We start from the raw sequence: 23,041 nt of genomic DNA, 5'->3' as shown, positions 1-23,041 counted from the left end.
GCCGGACGACGCGGACGCGCTCCTGATATCGGGCGGACGGCCCGTTGGCAAGGACAACGCGCGCGGCCGCGGCTCCGAAACGAACCGGTGTGACCGGGACGGCGGGAGGGCCTGACGGTCCTCAGCCGCCGAACCGCGACCAGAACCCGCGCCAGCCGCCGGCCTGGGCCTTGGGTGCGATCTGCTCGGCGAACTCGTCGCGGGGCTGGTCGTCGTCATCGACACCGGGATCGTCCGGCGGCCGCATGATCGGCACGATCGCCTGGATCGGCGTCTCCGCCGGCCGGGCGAGATCGTTGCGGGTGCGGAACAGCGGCGTCGGCGCGGCTGCCGCCGTCTCGGCCGGCTTGGCGGCGACCGCGTTCGGCTCGGCCTCCGTCTCCGGCTCCGATTCGGCCTCGACGGGACCCGCGGCCTGCAACGGCGGCGCCGGCTCGGCGGCGACGGCCTCGATCAACCGGCTATCCTCAGCCATGTCCACAGGGATATCCACCGGCTTGTCGACAGGCTTGTCCACGGCCTCGGCCGGTTGTTCGGCCTGCTCGGGATCGGCCGCGACCACCGGCCGCGGCGGCTCGTTGTCCTGCAGCGCCGGAGTGATCACCACGGCCTCGCGCGGCGGCTCGACCGCGGCTTCGGCCACGGTGGGCCGGGCCGGCGGCGCCAGCACGGCTTCGGCGAAGGCCGAGCTTTCGATCACGCTGCTGCGCTCCGAGGGCAGGCTCGCCACCGGCGTCTGCCATTGGAAGGTGTCGAGCCGGCCGGTGACCGGCGAGATCGGCTGCCAGCGATCGCTGACATAGCCGTCCGCGGTCCAGGCCGGGTCGTGGCGGGCGCGCACCGCGCGCAGCGCCCATTCGCGCGCCTTGCCGGCGTCGCCATGCTCGGTGCGCTCCAGCTCGGCCATCAGCATCGCCACGCGCTGGGTCGGATCCTCCGTGAACGGCGCCAGCGCCTCGCGGGCGCGGCCGAATTCGGCGGCGTCGATCGCCGCGCGCGCCACCGCCAGCGCGCCTTCGACATGGCCGGGCGTCCGCGCGGCCAGGTTCTCCACCCGCGCCAGCCGCTGCGTGGCCGAATCGCCGAGCCGCACATGGGCGTAGGCATCGGCGAGATCCGGATGCGGACACGCCGCCCAGGCCGCCTCGATGATCTTCATCGCGCGCCGCACCTGGTGCGCCTCGCTCTCGAACTTCGCCGCCAGCACCGCGGCCGGCACCAGTGTCGGCGCCAGCTTCACCGCCTCCATCGCGCTCGAGCGCGACAGGTCGCGATCCCCGGTCTCCAGCGCCAGCGCGCGCGCCGTCAGCAGCACGCCGCGCTGACGGCGGTAGGTCGGCTTGTCGATCATGCCGGCGGTGTAGTTGCCGTCGAGGATCGAAAGCGCACCGTCCCAGTCGGCCTCGGCGCAGCGGAAGCCGAGCACGGCATGCGAGGCCCAGGTGGCGTTGGGCGCCAGCCTGAGCGCTTCGTCGGCGATCATCACCGCGGCATAGGCGTCGTCGGCGCGCTGCGCCTCGATGAACAGGCCGCGCAAGCCGAGCAGGCGGGTGTCGTGGCGCTCGGCCATGGCGCGGAAGGCGCGCCGGGCGCCGTCGCGGTCGCCCTCGAGCTGCGCCGCCTGGGCGTGCAGGAGCAGCGTCAGCGGATCATCGCCGGCCAGCCGCTTGGCGGTGTCGGCGTGCTGCCGCGCCGCGGTCGAATCGCCCTGGCCGATCGCCAGCAGGCCGTGGGTGATGGCGTGGCGGCCGCGCTGATGCCGGCGGGCGCGATGCGCCTTGCGGATGTGGCCGGGCGCCCGCAGCAGCGCGCTGATCAGGTTCCAGACCAGCACGCAGGCCGCGATGGTCAGGCCGAGCGCGAGCACGAACACCGGCAAGGTCATGGCGATCCGCCACGGGCCCCAATTCAAGACGACGTCGCCGGTCTGCTCGGCGACCCAGGCCGAGCCCGCAGCGGCGAGCCCGACCAGGATGAGGAAAATGACGATCCGGAACATGGGCGTCCTATTGCGCGGGTTTGGCGAGCGCGGTCATCGCGTCGTCGGCGAATTTGCGGGCGGTCGACAGCGCGGCGTCGCGGGCATCGGCGCGTGCGAGCCAGTCATTGGCGGGGGCGCGATCCTCCGGCGAGAGACCCTTCAGCTCGCGGCGGGCCTCGGCGAAATCGTTGCGCAGCGCCGCCGCGGTGATCCGTGCCACGACCGCGCCGCGATCGGTGCCGGCGCCGTCGGTACGCTCGACCTTGACCAGGCTCGAGGCGCCGGCCGAGAGCTTGCCGAGGATCGAAGTCCCCGTGGTGCTCTCGGGCGCCGGCGGCGAGAGCTTCGGCACGATGGTGAGCAGCTCGCGGCTCAGTGCCGCGGGGCTCGGCACGCCGGTCGTGGCGAATGCCTCCAGCGGCTTCAGCGCGGACGCGTCGGGCGCCAGCGATCTGGCGGTGGTCAGCGCCGCTCCATAGGGATCGCCGTGACGCACGGCGACGTCGAGCAGGGTCGCGGCGACCACGCGGCGCAACGGCGCGTCGTCGGCCGGCTTGGCCGCCTCTGCCGCCGCGGAGAGCTTGGCGCGCTCCTGTGCCAGCGCCGCGCTCTGGCTCTTGCTCGCCCGCTCCAGCGCGTCGATGCGCGCCGTCAGGCCGGAGAGATCGACCGGCTCGGGTGCGGGCGCCGGCGCGGAGCCGTCGCGCGGCTGCGCCCGGACATCGTTGAGGGCCGCCACGGTCTTGTCGGCCTGCGCGCGCAGGCCGGCGACGTCGTTGCGCAGCGCTGCGATCGCCTTGTCGGCGGCATCGAGCCGGCCGGTCACGGCGCCGTCCGGCTTGCCGACGCGCTGCTCCAGCCCGGCGACGCGGGAGGTGAGCTCGTCGATAGCGGCGGACTGCGGCGAGATCGCCGAGGGCGGCTGCACAGGCGGCCAGCCCAGCATCCAGCCGACGCCGATCACCAGCGCGGCCGCGGCCGCGCCGGAGAACGGTGCGATGATCCAGGGCGACACCGGACGCGGCGGCGGGGGTGGAGGAAGCTCGGCGTGCGGCGGCTCGGCCGCGGCGACCGTCTCCTCGGGCGTCTCGCTGGCGGCCGATTCCGGTTCGGCGTCACCGGCGCCATGCGGATGCGACTGGCTCGCCGCGCCCGACGACCCCTCGGCCAAGGCTTCGGCCGGGGCCGACCAGGGCGACGTGGTCGGCCGCTCGGCCGCGCTCTCGCTGGCCGACGGGCGCTCCTCGCGCGAGGTCGGCTCCAAATCGATGGTCGGCGGTGGCCGTTTCGGCCGCCCGGTGTCGGAGGCCGGTGCAGCGGTGTCGGGTTCATCGACCATGGTGGAAGTTCCCTGGCTGAGGCAAGATTGAGCAGGCCCTCTTACGCCATTCACGACCGTAGCGCACGGGTCAGGCCCTCCAGCATGTCGTTTTCATCCGGATGCGCCGCGATTGTGACCTGGGTGGCGCCGGCCTCGCGCAGCACCTCGGCGACATTGGCCGACAGGCAGCCATGCGGCACCGCCAGCGCCGAGATTTCGACGCCGTCGGCGCGGATGGCCGCCACGAACGCAACCGCGCTCCGCCGCGAATAATGCAGCACCGCCTCGATCCGGTTGGCTGCGAAGGCGTCGCAGACTTCGCGCGGCAGGGTGGTCACCTGCGCCATGCGATAGACGGTCTGGGTGATCACATCGAAGCCGCGCTCGGCGAGCTCGGAGGCGAGGTCGCGCGAGATGTCGGCGCCGGCGAGATAGAGCAGGGTGGCCCCGGCCTCGATGACGCCGCTGTCTGCGATCAGGTCGCGCAACGCGGTCGCATCGGCCGCGGCCGAGATCACCTGCATGAAGCCGGCCTCGCGTGCGGCTGCGGCCGTCCGGTCGCCGACCGCGAACAGCGGCAGGCGCAGCAAGGCGGACGCCCTGAGCTGCGGCGCCGCCGCGCGCAGCGCGTTCGATGACGTCACGATGAGTCCGGCGGCATCGCCGCCGACGTCCGGCGGCAGCGCGACCGGCTCGAAGCGCAGCATCGGCGCCAGCAGCACCTCGAAGCTGCGTGCGCGCAGGGCGCTCGCGGTGCGTTCATTGTCAGGGGCGGGACGGGTCACCAGCACGGCCATGTGCTATGCTCCCGTCGAACACGGATCGGCCGGGCTGCAACGGACGGACGATTGCACCTGGCGACCTCGTGGTGTTAGGCGGTTCTGCGCACTCATAATGACCAAAAGGGTTGAGATTGGGTAACGAATCGCAAACGCTCGTGCTGGGCATCGAAACCACCTGCGACGAGACCGCCGCGGCGGTGGTGGCGCGTGATTCGGACGGCAAGGGGCAGATCCTTTCCAATGTCGTGCGCTCGCAGACCGACGAGCATGCCATCTATGGCGGCGTGGTTCCCGAGATCGCCGCGCGCGCCCATGTCGACATGCTCGACCATCTCATCGACGCGGCGATGCGCGAGGCCGGCATCGACTATGCCGCGCTCGGCGGCGTCGCGGCGGCGGCCGGGCCGGGCCTGATCGGCGGCGTCATCGTCGGCCTCACCACCGCCAAGGCGATCGCGATGGTGCACGACACGCCGCTGATCGCGGTCAACCATCTCGAGGCGCATGCGCTGACGCCGCGCCTCACCGATGCAATCGACTTCCCCTATTGCCTGTTCCTGGCCTCCGGCGGCCACACCCAGATCGTCGCAGTCGCCGGCGTCGGCGACTATGTCAGGCTCGGCACCACCGTCGACGACGCGATGGGCGAGGCGTTCGACAAGGTCGCGAAGATGCTGGGTCTGCCCTATCCGGGCGGACCGCAGGTCGAGCAGGCCGCGCGCAACGGCGACGGTCAGCGCTTTGCCTTCCCGCGTCCGATGCAGGGCCGCAGCGATGCCAATTTCTCGCTGTCCGGTCTGAAGACCGCCGTGCGCAACGAGATCGGCCGGCTCGGCAAGGTGAGCGAGCAGGACATCGCCGACCTCTGCGCCAGCTTCCAAGCCGCGGTGCTGGACTCGACCGCCGACCGCCTGCGCGTCGGCCTCGATCTGTTCAAGCAGCGTTTTGGCGCGCCGACCGCGCTGGTGGCCGCCGGCGGTGTCGCCGCCAACCAGGCGATCCGCGGCGCACTCGACGATGTCGCGCAGCAGGCCGGCACCCGCCTGATCATGCCGCCGCCGGCGCTGTGCACCGACAATGGCGCGATGATCGCCTGGGCCGGGCTGGAGCGTTTGGCGCTAGGGATGGTGGACGGCATGGACGCCGCGCCGCGCGCGCGCTGGCTGCTGGATGCCAATGCCAGCGTGCCGGGCAAGTTCGCGAATACGCGGGCGGGGTTTTGAGGGTGGCGGAGTTGCTGGCTGAACTCAGCCATCGGTTGAGCCGTGCTCCTGCACATCGTGACGCAAGCTGGTGCGCAGGACGCGGTGCACTCCCCTCCCCGTTGCGGGGAGGGGTCGGGGGTGGGGGTGGCCCCACAAGGATTGTCGCTCGTGGCACCCTCCTCCCCAGCCCTCCGCCACAAGGGAGGAGGGAGCGCAGCGGCGCTTGCGGCGCATGACCCACGTCCAAACCATTTCCATCGTCGGCGCCGGCGCGTGGGGCACGGCGCTCGCCGCCGTCGCCGCGCGTGCCGGCCGTGATGTCACGCTCTACGCGCGCGACAGCCACCACGCCGCGCGCATCTCTGCTGCCCGCGAAAACCCGCGACTGCCCGGCATTCCGCTCGCCCCCAGCATCGCCGTGACCGCCGATCTCGCCGAGGCCGCCCGCGCCGACGCCGTTCTCATCGTTGTCCCCGCCCAGCATCTGCGCGGCGCCGTCATGCATCTCGCGCCGCTGCTCCGTCCGGGCACGCCGCTCGTCGCCTGCGCCAAGGGCATCGAGCACGGCACCCATAAATTCATGACCGAGGTGATCGCGGAGGCCGCGCCGAACGCGATCCCGGTGATCCTGTCCGGCCCGAGCTTCGCCGACGACGTCGCGCGAGGGCTGCCGACCGCGGTGACGCTCGCCGCGCCCGACGAGGCGCTCGCGGCCGACCTCGTCCATGCGCTGGGTTCGCCGACCTTCCGGCCCTATCATTCGACCGACGTGCGCGGCGTCGAGATCGGCGGCGCCGCCAAGAACGTGCTGGCGATCGCCGCCGGCATCGTTGCCGGCCGCAATCTCGGCGCCTCGGCGCTGGCGGCGCTGACCACGCGCGGCTTCGCCGAGTTGGTGCGGCTCGGCCGCGCCTATGGCGCGCGCAGCGAGACGCTGACCGGCCTGTCCGGCCTCGGCGACCTGATCCTCACCTGCGCTGGTCCGCAATCGCGCAACTTCGCCGCCGGCCTCGCGCTCGGCCGCGGCGAGCCGCTCCCTGCTGGCAAGCTCGCCGAGGGGCAGTACACCGCGCCGGTGCTGGTCGAACTTGCCACCTCGCGCGGCGTCGAGATGCCGGTGGCACAGGCGGTCGCCGCCATTCTCGCCGGCACCGTGACGATCGATGCCGCGATCGAGGCGCTGATGATGCGCCCGTTCAAGGCGGAGGAGTGAGCGGTGTAGCGCGACTCCACGCCGCTGATCATGCAGCCATCTCCGCCGTCTTGCCCGCGCTTGTCGCGGGCATCCATGTCTAAGATAATATGGCTGGCGGTGAGACGTGGATGGCCGGGCCTTTGACGTGCTTCGCACTCTTGCCCGGCCACGACGAATGGAAAGAGAACGGAACTATGAACTACTGGCTGGTGAAATCCGAACCCTCGGTATGGTCGTGGGACCAGCAGGTGGCGAAGGGCGCGAAGGGGGAGGCCTGGACCGGCGTGCGCAACTACACGGCGCGGCAGAACCTGGTGGCGATGAAGAAGGGCGACCTCGCCTTCTATTATCATTCCAACGAGGGCAAGGAGATCGTCGGCATCGCCGAGATCATCAAGGAAGCCTATCCTGATCCGACCGACAAGACCGGCAAGTTCGTCTGCGTCGACATCAAGGCGCACAAGCCCTTCAAGACCCCGGTGACGCTCGCCGCGATCAAGGCCGACAAGATGCTGAGCGAGATGGCGCTGGTGAAGCAGTCGCGGCTGTCGGTGCAGCCGGTCACGCCTGCGGAATGGAAGCACGTCTGCAAGCTGGGCGGCGTGTAGGGGCGCAAGGGCTTGTGAGACGCGCAAGGCGTTAGCGCCATTCGTGGTAGCTCCGGACCCGCGGCTGCCATGGGTAGGCTGCGTCCTTTCAGACGCCGCGCGATGATGCTACGTTCAGTTGTGGCAGGGAGCACCTGCTTCCTGCTCCATACCGAACAGGAGACCGGCATGTCGGACAGCGTCTACAAAGTCATCGAGCTGATCGGTACCAGCAGCGAATCGTGGGAAAAGGCGGCCGCGAACGCGGTCGAACAAGCTGCGAAAACACTCCGGGACCTGCGCGTTGCAGAAGTCGTCAAGCTCGACATGCAACTCGATGCGAAGGGGAAAGTCGAAGCCTATCGGGCCAAGCTCAACGTGTCGTTCAAGTTCGAAGGTTCGTGAGTTGAATTGACCCTCGACTTCCGTCGAATCTTCCGTCGGCCGATGGACGGGCAGCGGGATCGAGCTTCCGAGTCCGGCGTCATGCCCCGCACGAGGGGCATGACCTTGTTCCGTGATTTCGGTTCGGCGTCCCGGAACGCCGCGCGGCAGACGGCTGCCGCCGCAAGCCTGTCATGCGCGAATTGCCCGTCGTGTTAGTTTGTCGCACGCTGCCGGCATTGCACCGTCGGGCAAATCACCTGCACATTTCCGCACGTCCCTGCTGCCGCATGAGGGACGTTTCGCGACCGTCACGGATCGTTGGCAGTGGGATGCGATGGGCGTGGGTCGACGCAGCGTGAGCTGATCGCGCGGACGAACGGCGATGCACGCACGGTCAAGTCGCGCGGTCCTGATATCCCGACGCTGATATCAAGCGGGTGCCGATGCCCTCAGCGTGTCGCGCTCGTGATGGTGGCCAGCAAGCCGGCGCACCAGGGAGAACGCGAAGCAGCCGTTAAAACCAATCGCGCAGGGAGGGCCGGGTGTGTTCGGCCAGACCTGTGGTACCTGCCGCCAGCATTTTCTTTCGCTGGCGGGCCACGGGCGCGGCCAGCGCCCGGCCTTCCCTGCGCCCTCTGTTTGAGGAGGGCGGTAGTTTCAGCACAGCTCGGGCGCATCGTGTCGCGAGAACGAGATCGTTCGCCTTCGAGCTGCTTGTCGAGGCAACGCCGGGACCGCCAACCACAGCTGTCGTCCCGGGCAAGCGCGAAGCGCGCCGACCCGGGATCCATAACCACAGGGTTCAGTTGTCTTGCACGGGACTCGCAGCCTGCCTCTTACAAACATCACGCGGTATGGATCCCTGCGTTCGCAGGGACGACATCGGCTATTTGGCGCGCGCTCGGCCCTCACGATCCAAACAAAAAGAAAGGGGCCCCAGCTTGCGCTGGAGCCCCTCAACGGTCAGGGCATTGCCGGGTATTTGCCCGAACCGAAGTTGCGGACCTGGTCGCGTACGACCAAGTCCCGGGAGAACTCAGTAGTTGTAGGCGCGCTCGCCGTGGTCGGTGATGTCGAGACCCTCGCGCTCCTGCTCCACGGTCGGGCGCAGGCCGATAATCACGTCGACGACCTTGTAGAGGATCGCCGAGCCGACACCCGACCACACCAGCGTGGCGAGGACGGCCTGGATCTGCGCCAGCATCTGCGTGGCGAAGTCGTAGGTGCCGGCGTTGTTGCCGGTGATGTTGGTGTAGTCGGTGATGCCGACGCCACCCAGAGCCGGGTTGACCAGGATGCCGGTGGCCAGAGCGCCGATGATGCCGCCGATGCAGTGCACGCCGAACACGTCGAGCGCGTCGTCATAGCCCAGCGCGTTCTTCACGGTGGAGACGAAGAACAGGCAGACCGGGGAGACGATCAGGCCGAGCACCAGCGCGCCGATCGGACCGGCATAACCGGAGGCCGGGGTAACGGCGACGAGACCGGCGACCGCGCCCGAGCAGATACCGAGCAGCGACGGCTTGCCCTTGACGGCCCATTCGCACAGCAGCCAGGACAGCGCCGCACCGGCGGTCGCGACCATGGTGTTGACGAAGGCCAGCGCGGTGACGCCGTTCGATTCCAGGTTGGAGCCGGCGTTGAAGCCGAACCAGCCGACCCACAGCAGCGCGGCGCCGATCATGGTCATGGTCAGCGAGTGCGGAGCCATCAGCTCCTTGCCGTAGCCGGTGCGCTTGCCGATCAGGACGGCGCCGACGAGGCCCGCGATGCCAGCGTTGATGTGCACCACGGTGCCGCCAGCGAAGTCGAGGGCACCCGCCTGGAACAGCCAGCCGGCGTTGCTGCTAACTTCGTCGAGCTTGGCCTGGGCGGCGGTCTTGGCGGCAGCGTCGCCAGCGGCAGCGAGAGCCTTGGCGGCGGCAGCAACGTCATCCGGCGCGGGCACGTACCAGACCCAATGCGCGATCGGGAAGTAGATGAAGGTCACCCACAGCAGCACGAACAGCATCACTGCCGAGAACTTGATGCGCTCGGCGAAGGCGCCGACGATCAGGGCCGGGGTGATCATCGCGAAGGTCATCTGGAACACGAAGTAGGCGAACTCCGGAATCACGACGCCGTTCGAGAAGGTCGCGGCGGTGGAGTTGGCATCGACCCCGTGCAGGAAGGCCTTGGCGAAGCCGCCGACATATTTGGTCATGCTGCCGCCGTCGGTGAAGGCGAGCGAGTAGCCGTAGAGCGTCCAGACCACGCCGACCATGGCGACGATCGCGAACACCTGGGTGAGGACCGAGGCCATGTTCTTGGTGCGGACGAGGCCGCCATAGAACAGCGCGAGGCCGGGGATGGACATCATCAGGACGAGCGCGCTGGACACGAGCATCCAGGCGACGTCGCCCTTGTTGGGAACGGGGGCGGCTGCGGCAGCGGCGGCAGGCGCGTCCTCGGCGAACGCCACATCGACGAGGCCTGCGACGCAGAGCCCTGCAATTGCGAGCGTAACCCATCCCGCGCTGGTTGGACGCTTGAACGTCATTTTATTGTACTCCGTAAGTGTTCTGGTTTGAGCGCGAAATCAAAGGGCCGCAGCGTCCGCTTCGCCGGTGCGGATACGCACGGCGTGGTCGAGGCTGATGACGAAGATCTTGCCGTCGCCGATCTGGCCGGTCTTGGCGGCCGAGCTGATCGCATCGATGGTCTTGTCGACCTGGTCGGAGGGGATCGCGACCTCGATCTTGATCTTGGGCAGGAAGCTCACCGCATATTCGGCGCCGCGGTAGATTTCCGTATGACCTTTCTGACGGCCGTACCCCTTCACTTCCGTCACCGTGAGACCATGAACGCCGATGGCGGTCAGGGCGTCCCGGACTTCTTCGAGCTTGAATGGCTTAATGATCGCCATAACAATTTTCATGGGTCCTATCCCCGCTTGGGCCCGGCACGGACGTTACCGAGCGCTTCCTGTCGACTGAGGTTCACCACGCGGAGAAATCTTCACGACGCGGGCACAGCCGGGAGCGATAGAATCAAATGCCGTGCCAGACGGCTGGTCAGGGCTAACGAGCGGTGAATCCTGGCCTTTTCACCCCTCGGGAGGGGCAGCAGGGGCTGCGCTATTCCGTCGCGCTCAAGGAATGGGCAGGCATGCGCAAAAGTTGCGCATGTCAGGCTCAAGACACAATGCTGCTCAGCGCGCGGGCAGAATCCTGCGGCGCCGAACAGGTCAATTGGCGTCAATTGCTGCAGCTATTGCAGCGCCTCGCCATGCTGGGAGATGTCGAGTCCTTCCAGCTCGTGCTCACGCGACACCCGCAGCGGCACGAAGGCGCTGACCAGCTTCAGGAGCCCCCAGGTGACGCCGCCCGACCACACCAGGGTGACGGCGACGCCGTAGAGCTGGGCCGTAAGCTGCTTCGGGTTGCCCTCGATCAGCCCCGTCGTGCCGCCGATCGCGGCGGTCGCGAACACGCCGGCCAGCACGGTGCCGGTGAGGCCGCCGACGCCGTGGACGCCGAACACGTCGAGCGAATCGTCATAGTTGAAGCGGTGCTTCAGCGAGGTGCAGGCCCAGTAGCAGATGATACCGGCGAGCGCGCCGATCACCAGCCCATGCCAGGGGGCGACGAAGCCGGACGCGGGCGTGATGGTGCCGAGGCCGGCCACCGCGCCGGAGATCATGCCGAGCACAGACGGCTTGCGCCGCGTCGACCATTCCAGCGCGCCCCAGGTGACGGCGCCGGCGCAGGCGGCCAGATGCGTCGTCAGGATCGCCATCACCGCATGCGCATTCGCGCCCAAAGCCGAGCCGCCATTGAAGCCGAACCAGCCGACCCAGAGCAGGCCGGTGCCGACCACCGCGAGCGACAGATCGAACGGCGAGAGGTTCTCGCTGCCGTAGCCCTGGCGCCGTCCCATCACCAGCGCCGCGACCAATCCCGCGGTGCCCGCGGAGAGATGCACGACGAGACCGCCGGCGAAGTCGACCACGCCGGCCTGCGCGAGAAAGCCGCCGCCCCAGATCCAATGCGCCAGTGGCACATAGACGAAGATGAACCATGCGATGCTGAACAGGAGGTAGGCGGAGAAGCGCATGCGGTCGGCGACCGAGCCCGCCACCAGCGCCACCGTGATGATCGCGAACGTCATCTGGTACAGCATGAACAGCGACTCGGGGATCGTCTTGGCGCCGGGATGGACGCTGTCCATGCCCATGCCGGCGAGGAAGGCGCGGTCGAGCGAGCCGATCCAGGTGCCGTCGCCGACGAAGGCCAGCGAGTAGCCGAATGCGACCCACAGGATCGAGATCAGCATCACGGCTGCGAGGCTCTGCGCCATCGTCGCCAGTACGTTCTTCTTGCGCACCATGCCCGAGTAGAACAGCGCCAGACCCGGAATGGTCATCATCAGCACCAAAGCGGTGGCGACGATCATCCAGGCGGTGTCGGCCGGTTCGATCGTGGACGGCGCTGCGGCCGCTGCTGGCGTGGTGAAGGCAATCGCTCCCGCTGCAGCCAATGCTGCAGACGCGCGCAGGCTACGAGACGCGCTGGTCTCCATGACAGTCCCCCCGGCATGTCAGATGTTAGGATTTTGCAGTCCGCCGCGCCGTTGCGGCGGGCGTGCAGCCGTTGCGGCTGCTTGACGGGCTTAGAGTGCGTCGGTGTCGGTTTCGCCGGTGCGGATGCGGCGGGCATGATCGATCGGCGTCACGAAGATCTTGCCGTCGCCGATCTGGCCGGTGCGCGCGTGCGTCGTGATCACCTCGACCGCCTTCTCGGCGATGTCCGAGTTGACCGCGATCTCGATGCGCAGCTTGGGCAGGAAGTTCACGATATATTCGGCGCCCCGGTAGATCTCGGTATGGCCCTTCTGGCGGCCGTAGCCCTTGACCTCGGTGACGGTCATGCCGTGGACGCCGATCGCGGTGAGGGCCTGGCGCACCTCGTCGAGCTTGAAGGGTTTGATGATCGCGACGACGAGCTTCATGGGCGGGCCTTGGTTTCCTCAGGTAGAAGCCGCCTGTTTCGGAGGCAGGCTTGGGATGGCCGTTTTGGCCTGTTCCTAGGCAAATGGCACAAAATCAGCGCAGCGTTAAGCGAAAACGTCAAGGAGTGACGGATATCACTGAACGGAACGCGACATCGCCCGACAGACTGAAGACGTTTTCCTGCCATCCTCCATTCAAGGACATCCCATGTCGAATCGTTCCTGGTATTACGCGGCGCAAGGCCAGCAACAGGGCCCCATTTCGGAAGACGAACTGCGCGACCTGATCGCCCGGGGTGTCGTCACGGCCGAGACGCTGCTGTGGAGCGACGGCATGGCCGGCTGGGAGAAGGCCGGGCGCATTCCCGGCCTGATGTCGGGCGTGCCGAGCATCTCCCCCGGCGTCCCGCCCGCGTTCGAGGCCGGCGTGCCTGCGTCGGGCGGCGCGCTCTCGGTCAAGCTCGACACCTGGTCCTATCTCGGCTGGACGCTGCTGTATGTCGTCGGCCAGTTCCTGGTGGTGATCACGCCCTGGACCGCTGTCTATCTCTACCGCTACGTGATCGAGCGGATGCGGGTGCCCGGCCGGCCGAACCTCACCTTCACCGGCCAGCCGCTCGACATCTGGTACGTCTTCATCGCCATGGGCGTGCTGGCCTATGTCGGCCTCAGCGACCGGCCGATCCTCAACCTGATCTCGCTGGTTGCCCCGGCGTTCCTGGGCTGGATGGTGCTGCGCTGGCTGCTGAGCAACCTCGCCTCGAATGGCGAGCGGTTGCCGATCCATTTCGAAGGCAGCCCCGTCGTCTATGCCGGCTGGTACCTGCTGATGATCGTGTCGGGCATCACCGTCATCGGCTGGGCCTGGGTGCTGACCGCCTGGATGCGCTGGGTCTGCCGCAACATCCAGGGGACGCGGCGCGAGGTCGTGTTCACCGGCTCGGGCCTGCAGGTGCTGTGGCGCACCTTCGCGTTCGTGCTCGGCTGCTCGGTGATCATTCCGATCCCGTGGCTGCTGCGCTGGTACAGCGCCTGGTACGTGTCGCAATTCGCGGTCGTCCCGCGGACGGCACAGCCGGTGTGATGCGGCTAGGCGCGGCGCTCGCGGATCGAGCCCTCCTGCGCCACGGAGGCGACCAGCGTGCCGTCGGGCTTGAAGATCGAGCCGCGGGTGAGCCCGCGGCCGCCCTGCGCGCTCGGCGAATCCTGCGCATAAAGCAGCCATTCGTCGGCGCGGAACGGCCGGTGAAACCACATCGCGTGATCCAGCGAGGCCGGCATCATGCGCTTGTCGAACAAGGTGCGGCCATAGCGCGCCATGACCGCGTCGAGCAGCGAGAAGTCCGAGGCATAGGCCAGCGCGCACATGTGCAGCGCCGGATCATCGGGCAGCTTCGCCGCCGTCTTGATCCAGACGTTGATGCGGCCATCCTCGATCTTCTGGCCGAAGTACCGGTTCAGTTCGACGGGGCGCAGCTCGATCGGCCGGTCGGATTCGTAGTAGCGGCGGATGAAGTCCGGCATCCTTTGGAAGACTTCCTGAAACATCGGCTGCTTGGAGATCTCCTCCGCCGTCAGCTTCTCCGGCGGCGGCACGTCCGGCATCTTGTCCTGGTGGTTGAACGCGCTCTCCTCGTCGCTGTGGAACGACACCATGATCGAGAAGATCGCATTGCCGTGCTGGATCGCGGTGACGCGCCGCGTCGCATAGCTCTTGCCGTCGCGCAGACGCTCGACCTGGTAGATGATCGGCACCTGCGGGTCGCCGGGCAGGATGAAGTAGCAGTGCAGCGAATGCGGCAGCCGGCCCTCGACGGTGCGGCAGGCCGCCATCATCGCCTGGCCGATCACCTGGCCGCCGAACACGCGCTGCCAGCTCGTCTTCGGGCTGTTGCCGCGGAACAGGTTCACCTCGATCGGCTCGAGATCGAGGATCGAGATCAGGTCGATCAGTCCCTTGGACATGGCGTGGTGCTTTCGCTGGCTCGGCCGGCCGCTCCGGTCCCGTTCTCGCGGGATCAGGCATCCGGAATTGATGGCCTCGGGGGGCAGCCCTTGGTTCACGCCCCTGTTTCGCCCAGCTATAATCCTCCCGCAAGAGTAACTGTGAGCAGGGTGGCATGACGACACAGCGAAGCATTGTCATTTGTGGCGGGGCCTTTGCCGGCCTAGCGCTCGCGCTCGCGCTTCGGCAGGGGCTCGGTCCCGAAGTGCCGGTGATCGTGGCCGATCCGGCGCTCGCCAACCGGCCGAGCCGCGATCCACGCGCCAGCGCCATCGTCGCGGCGTGCCGCAAGCTGTTCGATGCGATCGGGGTCTGGGCGGACGTGGCGCCGCAGGCGCAGCCGATCCTCGACATGGTCATTACCGATTCCAAGCTCGAGGACGCGACCCGCCCGTCGTTCCTGACGTTCGCGGGCCAGGTCGAGGCCGGAGAGCCGTTCGCGCACATGGTCGAGAACCGGCTCTTGATCGACGCGCTGGTGCGGCATGCGGAGGCCGCAGGCGTCGAGCTCAAGGCGATGCCGGTGACCGGCTTCGTGACGCGGGCCGACGGCATCGCGGTGACTCTGGGCGACGGCAGCCAGCTCGAGGCGAGCCTGCTGGTGGCCGCTGACGGCGCGCGTTCGAAGCTGCGCGAGCGCGCGGGCATCCAGACCCATGGCTGGGACTATGACCAGTCCGGCATCGTCGCGACCATCGGTCATGAACGCGACCATGGCGGCCGCGCCGAGGAGCATTTTCTGCCGCCCGGACCATTCGCGATCTTGCCGCTGACCGGCAAGCGCTCCTCGCTGGTGTGGACCGAGCGGCGCGCCGAGGCGAAGCGCCTCGTCGCGCTCAGCGCGGATGAATTCCATGCCGAGCTGGAGAAGCGCGCGGGTCTGCATCTCGGCGAGTTGAAGGTGCTCGACCAGCCGCGCGCTTTTCCGCTGTCCTACTTCGTCGCCCGCTCGTTCATCGCGCCGCGGCTGGCGCTGGTCGGCGACGCCGCCCATGTGATCCACCCCATCGCGGGGCAGGGGCTCAATATGGGGCTGAAAGACGTCGCCGCACTGGCCGAGGTCGTGGTCGATGCGGCAAGAATGGGGATCGATCCGGGGCAGGTCGATGTCCTCGAACGCTACCAGCGCTGGCGCCGCTTCGACACGATGGCGATGGGCGTTGCCACCAATTCGCTGAACTTCCTGTTCTCGAACAAGTCGACGCTGTTGCGGGCCGTGCGCGACATCGGCCTTGGCATCGTCGATCGCGCGCCGCCGTTGAAGGAGCTGTTCATCAAGCAGGCCGCGGGCCTCACCGGAGAGATGCCACGGCTGCTGAAGGGTGAGGCGCTGTAGAGCATGATCCGGAAAAACGGGAACCGGTCTTCCAAAAAGATCATGCTCGAACAAAGAGCTCAGCGCGGGCCTGCGGCGGCGATGAAGCCGGCGACGGCCTCGACCATGTCGGGGTCGAGCGGACGGTCGGGGTCGTTGTAGGAGGCGAGGTTCTCGTCCTCGTTGGCGACGTCGACCAGGACGTGGTTCATCTCCGGCAGCCACAGCGACTTGGCGGCCGGCGCGGCGGCGGCGAGCGCGACCATGTCGAGGCGTGCGATCTGGTGGTCGCGGGCGCCGCCGACGATCAGAATCGGGATCGTGAGCTGCTTCAGTGGATCGATCGGGTCCTCGGCAAAGGCGGAGCCGATGCTGGGCTGCATGCTCGGTGCGACCGGCAGCTCGGGCGGTGGCGGGTCCACGACCTGCCCGGCCATGATGGCGTCGATCGCCTTGGCGACCGGCTCCATCTTCGCGGCCGGCAGCTTCTTCTCGAGCTGCGCCTTCAACAGGTCGCCCTGCCGCCGCGCCGATGTGGTGAGCAGCACGAGGCGGTCGACCGGGGTGCGGCGGGCGGTGAGGATGGCGACCAGGCCGCCCTCGCTGTGGCCGACGAGAACGATGCGGGCGAACTTGCCGCGCAGGAAGTCGACCAGCGCGGCGGCGTCGTCGACGTAGTCCTTGAAGCGGAAGTCCTCCGGCTTGCCGAACTCCGCCTTCCAGCCGCGTGCGCCGCGCTTGTCGTAGCGCAGGCTGGCGATGCCTTGGGTGGCGAGCTGCTCGGCGAGCTTCTTCAAGGTCGCCGGCTTGAGCTGCGGCCCATTGCCATCCCGGTCCGTCGACCCGGAGCCGGCGATCAGCAGCGCCACCGGCGGGCGCTCGACACCCGCTGGCGTCGTCAGGACGGCGTCGAGTGCGCCGACGCGAACGGCGCTCTCCTCGGCCGAGACCCCCGAAGCGAGGGCCATCAGCGCCACGGCGAGCGCACAGCGGATCACGACGGGCCGCATCGGTCAGTCGATCTTCCGCGCTTCCTCGGGCAGCATGATCGGGATGCCATCGCGGATCGGGTAGGCGAGCTTCGCCGACCGCGAGACCAGCTCCTGTTTCGCCGCGTCGTATTCCAGTGGGCCCTTGGTCATCGGGCAGACCAGGATCTCGAGCAGCTTGGGATCGACGGAATTGGCGGGGCGTTCGAGCGGGGCGTTCATGGCAAGGGTCTCCGGCGGGCGCCTCTGTAGCATAACGTCCGCTCGCTTGTCGTGCTTCAAGGCTTGTGCCGGGCGATCCGGATCAGCTCGTCGATGACCGCGTCCAGTTGCTCGGCCGGCAACGGCCGATCCGACAGCGCGTGGCCGAGGAAGGTCCAGTACAGCACCTGGGCGCGTGCGCGCGCGATCGCCGGCACTAGTCCCTCGGCCGCAAGCAGGCTCTCGACATAGCCCAGCCGGCGCCTGTCGATGGCTTGGACAGCCTGCCGCGCGGCGGGGTCGGATCCGGCCCAGTTGCGCACGGCGCGCTCCAGGGTGAGCTTGACGTTGAACGCGCGGCGGAGGAGCACGGCAATGGCCGGCTGGTCGCCGGCGTTCGCCTCCACCCCGGTGATGATCTGCTCGGCCGCAATCTCCCGCCACTTCTTGAGGAGGGCCGCGTGAAACCCGGCCACATCGGCGAAATGCCAGTAGAAGCTGCCGCGCGACACGCCCAAGGCTTTTGCCAGCGGCTCCGCCTTCAGCGCGGTGAAGCCCCGGCTGGCCAGTACCTTCAATCCCTGTGTCAGCCAATCGTCGGCCGAGAGCTGATCGGTCATGTCGTCACCATGAGACGACCATACACAGCTGTATTGACGACTGCCAGGGCTTCGTGCATTGTCCATACATAACTGTATGGAGGCGTGCCATGCGCGATGCGCTGCTCGTGACCGCGGGGCTGATGGCGATCACCGTCGCCGTGATCCACGGCGTGCTCGGCGAGACGACGGTTTTCGCGCGTGCCACCATCTCGCCGGAGCGGCTGCGAACCCTGCTGCGGCTGGTCTGGCAGACTGGCACGGTGGCGTGGATCGGCTGTGGCGTGCTGCTCGCCGTCGCCCCGCAAATGGCGTCGGAGTCGGCGCGGCATTGGACGGTGACCACGGTCATCGTCGTGTTCGCTTTCGCCGCAGGCGCCAATGCGCTGGCGACGCGCGGGCGGCATTTCGGCTGGGTCATGCTCGCCGGCGTGGTCAGTCTCGCCATCGCCGGCTACTGACGCGGCGAATCCCGGTCCACCGCAGCGCCGCCACGTACCCGGCGAGAGGAAGGCATCGCGACGCTCCGTAACCGCCGCGTCGCCTCAACTGCTGTTCGGCCGCACTCCGTACACCGCGAGGCCACTGCCACGACACATTCGCCAAGAATGGTTCCAACTTAGAAGGAGTCTCTTTGCAGACACGGCGACGAGCCGCTTAGCTGTTCGTCGTCGCGAACGGGTGCCCGGCGTCGACATCGATCCGGGCGCGCAACCGTTCTCCGATTTGCTTGTCTGGATAGGAGAGGGGACGGATCGATGTTGGTCGACGTGGTGCGGAAGTTGGTCGTCGTAGGTGGAAGCGTCGGCGTGCTGCTGATGGCAGCGCAGGCGCACGCCGGGGGATCGAGCGAGATCTGCCTCACCTATGCCAATGGTCAATTCGAGCCCAAGGAGCCGACCGTTCCTGCGGACGCGCCGCTGACCATCCGCGTCAGGAACATGGAGGGCAAGGCCATCGAGTTCGAGAGCGAGACCCTGAAGGTCGAGAAGGTGATCGCGGCCAACAGCGAGGCGGTGCTCAACGTCCGCGCCATGAAGTCCGGGCGCTACGAGTTCTATAACGACTTCAACGAAAAGGCCCGCGGCTTCGTCAACGTCCAATAGGTCCAGATCCCATGCTCGCCGCCCTGATCATCGTCTTCCGCGAAGTGTTCGAAGCCGGCCTGATCGTCGGTATCGTGCTTGCCGTCACCAGCGCGGTTCCGCATCGCCTGCGCTGGATCGGCGCGGGGTTGTTCGCCGGCCTGGTCGGCGCATGCATCGTCGCGGCGTTCGCGGGAACGTTGACTCAGCTCTTTGAAGGCATGGGGCAGGAATTGTTCAATGCGGGGATCCTGTCGGCTGCCGTGATCATGCTGACTTGGCACAATGTCTGGATGGCCCGGCACGGCCGCGAGATGAGCACCGAGCTGCGGACGATGGGCCAAGCGGTGGCCGAAGGCGCCAAGCCGCTGGTCGCGCTGGCGACCGTGATCGCCATCGCCGTGTTGCGCGAGGGCAGCGAGGTCGCGCTGTTTCTCTATGGGGTGGCGGCCTCCGGCGACGGCAGCGGGCGGGCGTTACTCGGTGGCGGCGTCCTTGGCCTGCTGCTCGGCGTTGCCGTCTGTCTCGCGACCTATCTCGGCCTGATGCGCATCCCGCCGCGCGCGCTGTTCAAGACCACCACCGTGCTGATCACCCTGCTGTCGGCGGGAATGGCCGCGCAGGCGGTGTTCTTTCTCGCCCGCGCCAACTGGCTGACAACGTTCGACCATGTGGTGTGGGATTCGAGCGCGGTTCTGCCCGAGCGTGGCGTCGCCGGGCGGACGCTCAAGGCTCTGATCGGCTATACGGATCAGCCTACCGCGATGCAGCTCGCAGTCTACATCGGGGTGATCGTCACCACCATCGCACTGATGCGCCTGACGGCGGCCCCGCCAGCGCCGCGCGCGGCTCCCGCCGAGTGATCATTGCAGCGGCGGATCGCCCGAGGTCCGCTTCTTGGCGAGATCCATCTCGGTCACGGCGATGAGGATTTCGGCGCGGGTCTTCAGGTCCGGCGCCTCGAGCATCGCCTGCTTCTCCGCCGGACCATAGGGCGACATCATCGCCAGCGCGTTCACGAGCGCTTCGTTCGGCGCCGCTTCGATGCCGGCCCAGTCGACCTTGAGATTGTTCGCCTTGAGGAAGTCGGTGAGAACCGCGAGCAGCGCTTCGCGGTCCACCGCGTCTTCACCCTTGCGCGCCGTGAAATCATCGACGAACGGGAAATAATCGACCTTGCACTGCCGATAGGGCGTGAGCACCGTCATTTCCTCGACCACCTTGAAGCGGGACACGCCGGTGAGCTCGAGGATGTAGCGGCCATCGCCGGACTCGGCGAGCTGCGTGATCCGGCCGACGCAGCCGACCTTGAACAGCACCGGGCGCTCCTCGCTGGAGGAGTGCGTGACGTCGGGCTGGATCATGCCGATGAGCCGATGGCCGTCACGAAGCGCATCGTCGACCATCGCGAGATAACGCGGCTCGAAGATGTTGAGCGGCATTTGGCCGCGCGGCAGCAGCAAGGCTCCCGCCAACGGAAACACCGGAACGATCTCCGGCAGCTCGGCGGGACCGCGATATTCGGCATTGATCGGCATGCGATACCTCGTGTCCGCTGGAACGAGCGCGCGTCCCGTCCAGCCGGGTTACGAAAACAGGATCGTCGACAGCCGCTTGCGGCCCTCGATGGTGGCCTCGTCGGCGCCGCCCCAGGCTTCGAAGAACTGCACGAGCTGCTTACGCGCGCCGTCTTCGTTCCATTTGCGGTCACGCTTCACGATCTCGAGCAGCTGGTCGGTGGCTTCCTTCCGCTTGCCCGCGGCGTTCAGTGCGGTCGCCAGGTCAAAACGCGCCTGGTGGTCGAGCGGATTGGCGGCGACCTTCTGTTCGAGCTCGCCGACCGGCCCGAGCGACTGGGCCTGCTCTGCCAGATCGATCGCGGCCTGCACGGCGGAGACCGCCGAATCGCTGCGCTTGGAGTCCGGGACCATCGCAAGCGTCTGCTTGGCCTCGTCGATCGCGCCGAGCTCGACCTGGCACTTCGCAAGCCCGGCGATCGCGGGGATGTTGGCGGCATCGATCGCGAGCACCTCGGCATAGATCTCAGCCGCGCCGGCCGCATCGCCTTCAGCGAGAACCGCTTCGGCTTCCTTGAGGATTTCGGCGATGTCGGGCTCGCCGGCGCCGGGAACGCCCTTGGTGATCTTTTCGATGAAGGCGGCGACCTGGCTCTCGGGCACCGCACCCATGAAGCCATCGGCGGGTCGTCCGCCGACGAACGCGATCACGGCCGGAATCGACTGGATTCCCATCTGGCCGGGAATGGCCGGATGCTCGTCGATGTTCATCTTGACCAGCTTGACCTTGCCCTTGGCGGCCTTGACGGCTTTTTCCAGGATGGGCGTCAGCTGCTTGCACGGTCCGCACCACGGCGCCCAGAAGTCGATGAGGACCGGCTGCCGCTTCGATTCCTCGATGACGTCCTTCACGAAGCTCTGCGTCGTGGTGTCCTTGATCAGATCCGGCACCTGCGGCGCCGGTCCGCCGCCCTGCTCAACAATGGTCACGGGGTCCCTCGTCCGAAAAATTCCGATGGACGGCGACCGGGAACCGGCCGCCGCCGCGCCTCAATACACGTTTTCTCTCACTTTAAGTGGCGGTCCAGCTGGAAATTTCAATCAGCGCCCATCGCGGCCCGGTGATGGGCAGGTTTGGGCCCGGTTCGGCCGGCCCCGACCGCAAAAATTTGAACGTCGTCGGCGTACGAAACCTGTCGCAGACCTGTTGCATTCGTCCGCGGCATTTGGCATAGGTCTGCCCGTCGCTGGCGGCCACGCCGCCAAGGCGTCACGGATGCGGGTGTAGCTCAGTGGTAGAGCACGACCTTGCCAAGGTCGGGGTCGAGGGTTCGAACCCCTTCGCCCGCTCCAAAAATTCCGCTCCGTTCCCCTCTCGCCTTATGCCTCATCATTTCGTCGGCGGGGATTTGTCCCAGGCCGCGAGCGCGTCGGCGAATACCCGATCTCCACTGGGACCTTTGCCGATTGCGAGGATGCCGCGGCGCTGGTTCGCATAGACGACCGGGATGTCGAACCATTCGCGCCGTGCGAGCAGCTCCTCGTTGCGCGCGCGATCGGCCTCGACGTTGGACAAGCCCACCAGGAACGAATCTTCGGTGATCTTGACGGAAAGCCCGGCAAGCGGCGTCCCGCGCGACTTCTCATCCGCCTTCATCAGCATTCCTGGGACGCTGCTGATGCCGCCACCGACGAAATCGGCAGCGGGCCTGAATGTGAGCTCGGCGACATGGCTGGCCGGCAGGCTGGGATCGTCGTTGCGGCGCAACTGCAGGCTGACCTTCAGTTTGCGCTCGGGAATGTCGATCTCGCCACGGATCACCGGCGTGGGCCGTCCCGATTGTGCGTTCTTGACCGTCTCCGTCCGCCAGGTGACCGAGCCGGAATAGCGCTTACCCTTGGGGTCGGAGAGATCCTCATCATACAGCACGGCAAGTCCGGGCGTCCGCGCATCTGCCGCGTCGGACGATGCGGTCGGGCTCGAAACGGGAGCGCTGCTCCGGGCGGCGGCGGGGCCAGCGGGCTGCGCTGGCTTCGCCGCAGCGGCGCTCAGTTGAGCGCCGCCGTCGATCGACGTGAACATCACGAGCGGCTGCTGCGCTCCGCCCGTGGCACGCTCCACCGCCGCATTGGTCTGGTTGAAGGTCTCGATCAGGCGTTGGCCTGGCTGCTGCAGCGCCTCTGCAAGGGCGGCGGCGAACACGCCGTGACCGTCCGGGCCGCGCTGTCCCGCCGTCCCGGCCTGTGCGGCAAAGGAGATCACGGTCCGTGCGGAAACGTCGACCGGGACGAGGCCGGCGGCAAGACCGGCGATGCCGCGCCCGGCGAACGGATTGGAGCGGAAGGCGTCGAGAATGATCACGTTCTGCCGGGGGCCCGATCCGCCCAGCTCGCGCAGAATCGCAGTCAGGTCGCGCAGTTCGGTGCTGAGATCCGCAGCTTTCGCCGGCGCCGCGTCGACCGGGACGAGATAATCGGCGCCGCCCAGGTTGAGCCCATAGCCGGCATAATAGATCAGCGCGACATCGGCGTCGGCGATCCGGCCCTTGAACTCGGCAAGCGCGCGATCGAAGTTTCGCCTGTCGAGGTCGATCTGCGCGGCACCGCCGCTCAGGGTGAAGCCGAGTCGCGACAGGCTGTCGGCGATCAGCCGGGCATCCGCCGCCGGCTCGTCCAGCAGCGGTGCGTGCTCGTGGATGGCGTTGCCGATCACCAGCGCCACCCGCTTGTCGGCGGCAGCGGGCCCGGTCGAGATCAGGATCGCGCCGACGACAAGGATGGTTGCAGGCAGCAGCTGTCCAACTCGGCCGATCACCCGACGCATGCCAACGATCTCCTGTCACCCGATCTGCGACGATTTTACCGCATTTCGAACAAAGCAGG

Annotated in this window: 23 protein-coding genes and 1 tRNA gene; 10 read left to right on the top strand and 14 right to left on the bottom strand. The window is 67.7% G+C overall.

Translation table 11 applies throughout. The annotated features are described in order from the left end of the window. Nucleotides 1-121 precede the first annotated feature (121 nt). From ACQR0U_RS00545 to ACQR0U_RS00535, 3 genes are read right to left on the bottom strand one after another with little or no spacing between them, the layout of a single operon-like run. Nucleotides 122-1,999 (bottom strand): heme biosynthesis HemY N-terminal domain-containing protein, encoded by a 1,878-nt coding sequence (locus ACQR0U_RS00545; RefSeq protein WP_434842434.1) that lies wholly within the window; start codon nt 1,997-1,999, stop codon nt 122-124. A 7-nt stretch (nt 2,000-2,006) separates the two neighbouring features. Beyond that, nucleotides 2,007-3,320, bottom strand: coding sequence for a COG4223 family protein (locus ACQR0U_RS00540; RefSeq protein WP_316193749.1), 1,314 nt, complete (start codon nt 3,318-3,320; stop codon nt 2,007-2,009). Between the two features lie 50 nt (nt 3,321-3,370). Next, entirely contained in the window at nt 3,371-4,099 is a 729-nt protein-coding gene (locus ACQR0U_RS00535) for a uroporphyrinogen-III synthase (protein WP_316193748.1), read from the bottom strand. A gap of 140 nt (nt 4,100-4,239) precedes the next feature. On the opposite strand from ACQR0U_RS00535, the gene tsaD reads away from it, so the two are divergent. The 4 genes from tsaD (at nt 4,240) to ACQR0U_RS00515 (ending at nt 7,476) form a co-directional block, all read left to right on the top strand. Further along, entirely contained in the window at nt 4,240-5,307 is a 1,068-nt protein-coding gene (gene tsaD / locus ACQR0U_RS00530; RefSeq protein ID WP_315715842.1) for a tRNA (adenosine(37)-N6)-threonylcarbamoyltransferase complex transferase subunit TsaD, read from the top strand. 214 nt (nt 5,308-5,521) lie between these two features. Beyond that, complete coding sequence (locus ACQR0U_RS00525) at nt 5,522-6,502, top strand: NAD(P)H-dependent glycerol-3-phosphate dehydrogenase (protein WP_316193747.1); 981 nt, start codon at nt 5,522-5,524, stop codon at nt 6,500-6,502. Between the two features lie 176 nt (nt 6,503-6,678). Next, entirely contained in the window at nt 6,679-7,092 is a 414-nt protein-coding gene (locus ACQR0U_RS00520; RefSeq protein WP_315750837.1) for an EVE domain-containing protein, read from the top strand. A gap of 168 nt (nt 7,093-7,260) precedes the next feature. Continuing rightward, nucleotides 7,261-7,476, top strand: coding sequence for a dodecin family protein (locus ACQR0U_RS00515; protein WP_316186421.1), 216 nt, complete (start codon nt 7,261-7,263; stop codon nt 7,474-7,476). 1,018 nt (nt 7,477-8,494) lie between these two features. Here the strand turns inward: ACQR0U_RS00515 and ACQR0U_RS00510 are convergent. The 4 genes from ACQR0U_RS00510 to ACQR0U_RS00495 form a co-directional block, all read right to left on the bottom strand. Next, the gene (locus ACQR0U_RS00510) at nt 8,495-9,997 is read right to left on the bottom strand and encodes an ammonium transporter (RefSeq protein ID WP_316186420.1); all 1,503 of its coding nucleotides are present in this window, start codon (nt 9,995-9,997) and stop codon (nt 8,495-8,497) included. Nucleotides 9,998-10,036: 39 nt separating this feature from the next. Next, on the bottom strand, nt 10,037-10,375 hold the full coding sequence (locus tag ACQR0U_RS00505) for a P-II family nitrogen regulator (RefSeq protein ID WP_006611147.1): 339 nt from the start codon (nt 10,373-10,375) through the stop codon (nt 10,037-10,039). Nucleotides 10,376-10,707: 332 nt separating this feature from the next. Next, nucleotides 10,708-12,018 carry an ammonium transporter gene (locus ACQR0U_RS00500; RefSeq protein WP_434842433.1) on the bottom strand — a complete coding sequence of 437 codons (1,311 nt, stop codon included), beginning with the start codon at nt 12,016-12,018 and terminating at the stop codon, nt 10,708-10,710. Nucleotides 12,019-12,108: 90 nt separating this feature from the next. Then, nucleotides 12,109-12,447 carry a P-II family nitrogen regulator gene (locus ACQR0U_RS00495; protein WP_172112996.1) on the bottom strand — a complete coding sequence of 113 codons (339 nt, stop codon included), beginning with the start codon at nt 12,445-12,447 and terminating at the stop codon, nt 12,109-12,111. A 208-nt stretch (nt 12,448-12,655) separates the two neighbouring features. Here ACQR0U_RS00495 and ACQR0U_RS00490 point away from each other — a divergent pair, with 208 nt between their 5' ends. Continuing rightward, on the top strand, nt 12,656-13,531 hold the full coding sequence (locus ACQR0U_RS00490) for a DUF4339 domain-containing protein (RefSeq protein ID WP_315750571.1): 876 nt from the start codon (nt 12,656-12,658) through the stop codon (nt 13,529-13,531). Nucleotides 13,532-13,536: 5 nt separating this feature from the next. Here the strand turns inward: ACQR0U_RS00490 and tesB are convergent, their stop codons facing one another. Beyond that, nucleotides 13,537-14,412, bottom strand: a complete 876-nt coding sequence (gene tesB, locus ACQR0U_RS00485) for an acyl-CoA thioesterase II (RefSeq protein ID WP_315715848.1) — start codon at nt 14,410-14,412, stop codon at nt 13,537-13,539. A gap of 155 nt (nt 14,413-14,567) precedes the next feature. Between tesB and ACQR0U_RS00480 the strand changes: the two genes are divergently transcribed. Next, nucleotides 14,568-15,788 carry a ubiquinone biosynthesis hydroxylase gene (locus ACQR0U_RS00480; protein WP_315715849.1) on the top strand — a complete coding sequence of 407 codons (1,221 nt, stop codon included), beginning with the start codon at nt 14,568-14,570 and terminating at the stop codon, nt 15,786-15,788. Nucleotides 15,789-15,847: 59 nt separating this feature from the next. Here the strand turns inward: ACQR0U_RS00480 and ACQR0U_RS00475 are convergent, their stop codons facing one another. From ACQR0U_RS00475 to ACQR0U_RS00465, 3 genes are read right to left on the bottom strand one after another with little or no spacing between them, the layout of a single operon-like run. After that, nucleotides 15,848-16,777, bottom strand: a complete 930-nt coding sequence (locus ACQR0U_RS00475; protein WP_434842432.1) for an alpha/beta hydrolase — start codon at nt 16,775-16,777, stop codon at nt 15,848-15,850. Between the two features lie 3 nt (nt 16,778-16,780). Then, on the bottom strand, nt 16,781-16,978 hold the full coding sequence (locus ACQR0U_RS00470) for a Trm112 family protein (RefSeq protein ID WP_006613415.1): 198 nt from the start codon (nt 16,976-16,978) through the stop codon (nt 16,781-16,783). Between the two features lie 56 nt (nt 16,979-17,034). Then, nucleotides 17,035-17,577 (bottom strand): TetR/AcrR family transcriptional regulator, encoded by a 543-nt coding sequence (locus tag ACQR0U_RS00465; RefSeq protein WP_315750575.1) that lies wholly within the window; start codon nt 17,575-17,577, stop codon nt 17,035-17,037. Between the two features lie 89 nt (nt 17,578-17,666). On the opposite strand from ACQR0U_RS00465, the gene ACQR0U_RS00460 reads away from it, so the two are divergent. The 3 genes from ACQR0U_RS00460 (at nt 17,667) to ACQR0U_RS00450 (ending at nt 19,504) form a co-directional block, all read left to right on the top strand. After that, nucleotides 17,667-18,017 carry a hypothetical protein gene (locus tag ACQR0U_RS00460; RefSeq protein WP_315715852.1) on the top strand — a complete coding sequence of 117 codons (351 nt, stop codon included), beginning with the start codon at nt 17,667-17,669 and terminating at the stop codon, nt 18,015-18,017. Between the two features lie 297 nt (nt 18,018-18,314). Beyond that, nucleotides 18,315-18,662: a cupredoxin domain-containing protein gene (locus ACQR0U_RS00455; protein WP_315750576.1), complete on the top strand. Its 348-nt coding sequence runs from the start codon at nt 18,315-18,317 to the stop codon at nt 18,660-18,662. Between the two features lie 11 nt (nt 18,663-18,673). Then, nucleotides 18,674-19,504 carry an FTR1 family iron permease gene (locus ACQR0U_RS00450; RefSeq protein WP_315715854.1) on the top strand — a complete coding sequence of 277 codons (831 nt, stop codon included), beginning with the start codon at nt 18,674-18,676 and terminating at the stop codon, nt 19,502-19,504. On the opposite strand, the gene ACQR0U_RS00445 is transcribed toward ACQR0U_RS00450, so the two are convergent. Both ACQR0U_RS00445 and trxA read right to left on the bottom strand, forming a co-directional pair. Next, nucleotides 19,505-20,179, bottom strand: a complete 675-nt coding sequence (locus ACQR0U_RS00445; protein ID WP_315715855.1) for an LON peptidase substrate-binding domain-containing protein — start codon at nt 20,177-20,179, stop codon at nt 19,505-19,507. A 48-nt stretch (nt 20,180-20,227) separates the two neighbouring features. Beyond that, nucleotides 20,228-21,148: a thioredoxin gene (trxA, locus tag ACQR0U_RS00440; RefSeq protein ID WP_315825740.1), complete on the bottom strand. Its 921-nt coding sequence runs from the start codon at nt 21,146-21,148 to the stop codon at nt 20,228-20,230. Between the two features lie 288 nt (nt 21,149-21,436). Between trxA and ACQR0U_RS00435 the strand changes: the two genes are divergently transcribed. Next, nucleotides 21,437-21,511, top strand: a tRNA-Gly gene (locus tag ACQR0U_RS00435). A 37-nt stretch (nt 21,512-21,548) separates the two neighbouring features. On the opposite strand, the gene ACQR0U_RS00430 is transcribed toward ACQR0U_RS00435, so the two are convergent. Next, a complete protein-coding gene (locus tag ACQR0U_RS00430; RefSeq protein ID WP_434842431.1) occupies nt 21,549-22,982 on the bottom strand; it encodes a caspase family protein in 1,434 nt (477 codons plus the stop codon). Nucleotides 22,983-23,041: the final 59 nt, after the last annotated feature.

It is taken from the genome of Bradyrhizobium sp. HKCCYLRH3097, assembly GCF_051167875.1.
Taxonomy (GTDB): domain Bacteria; phylum Pseudomonadota; class Alphaproteobacteria; order Rhizobiales; family Xanthobacteraceae; genus Bradyrhizobium.
Note: the sequence above shows the minus strand (reverse complement) of the source record. Positions and strands in the feature narration are given on the sequence as shown.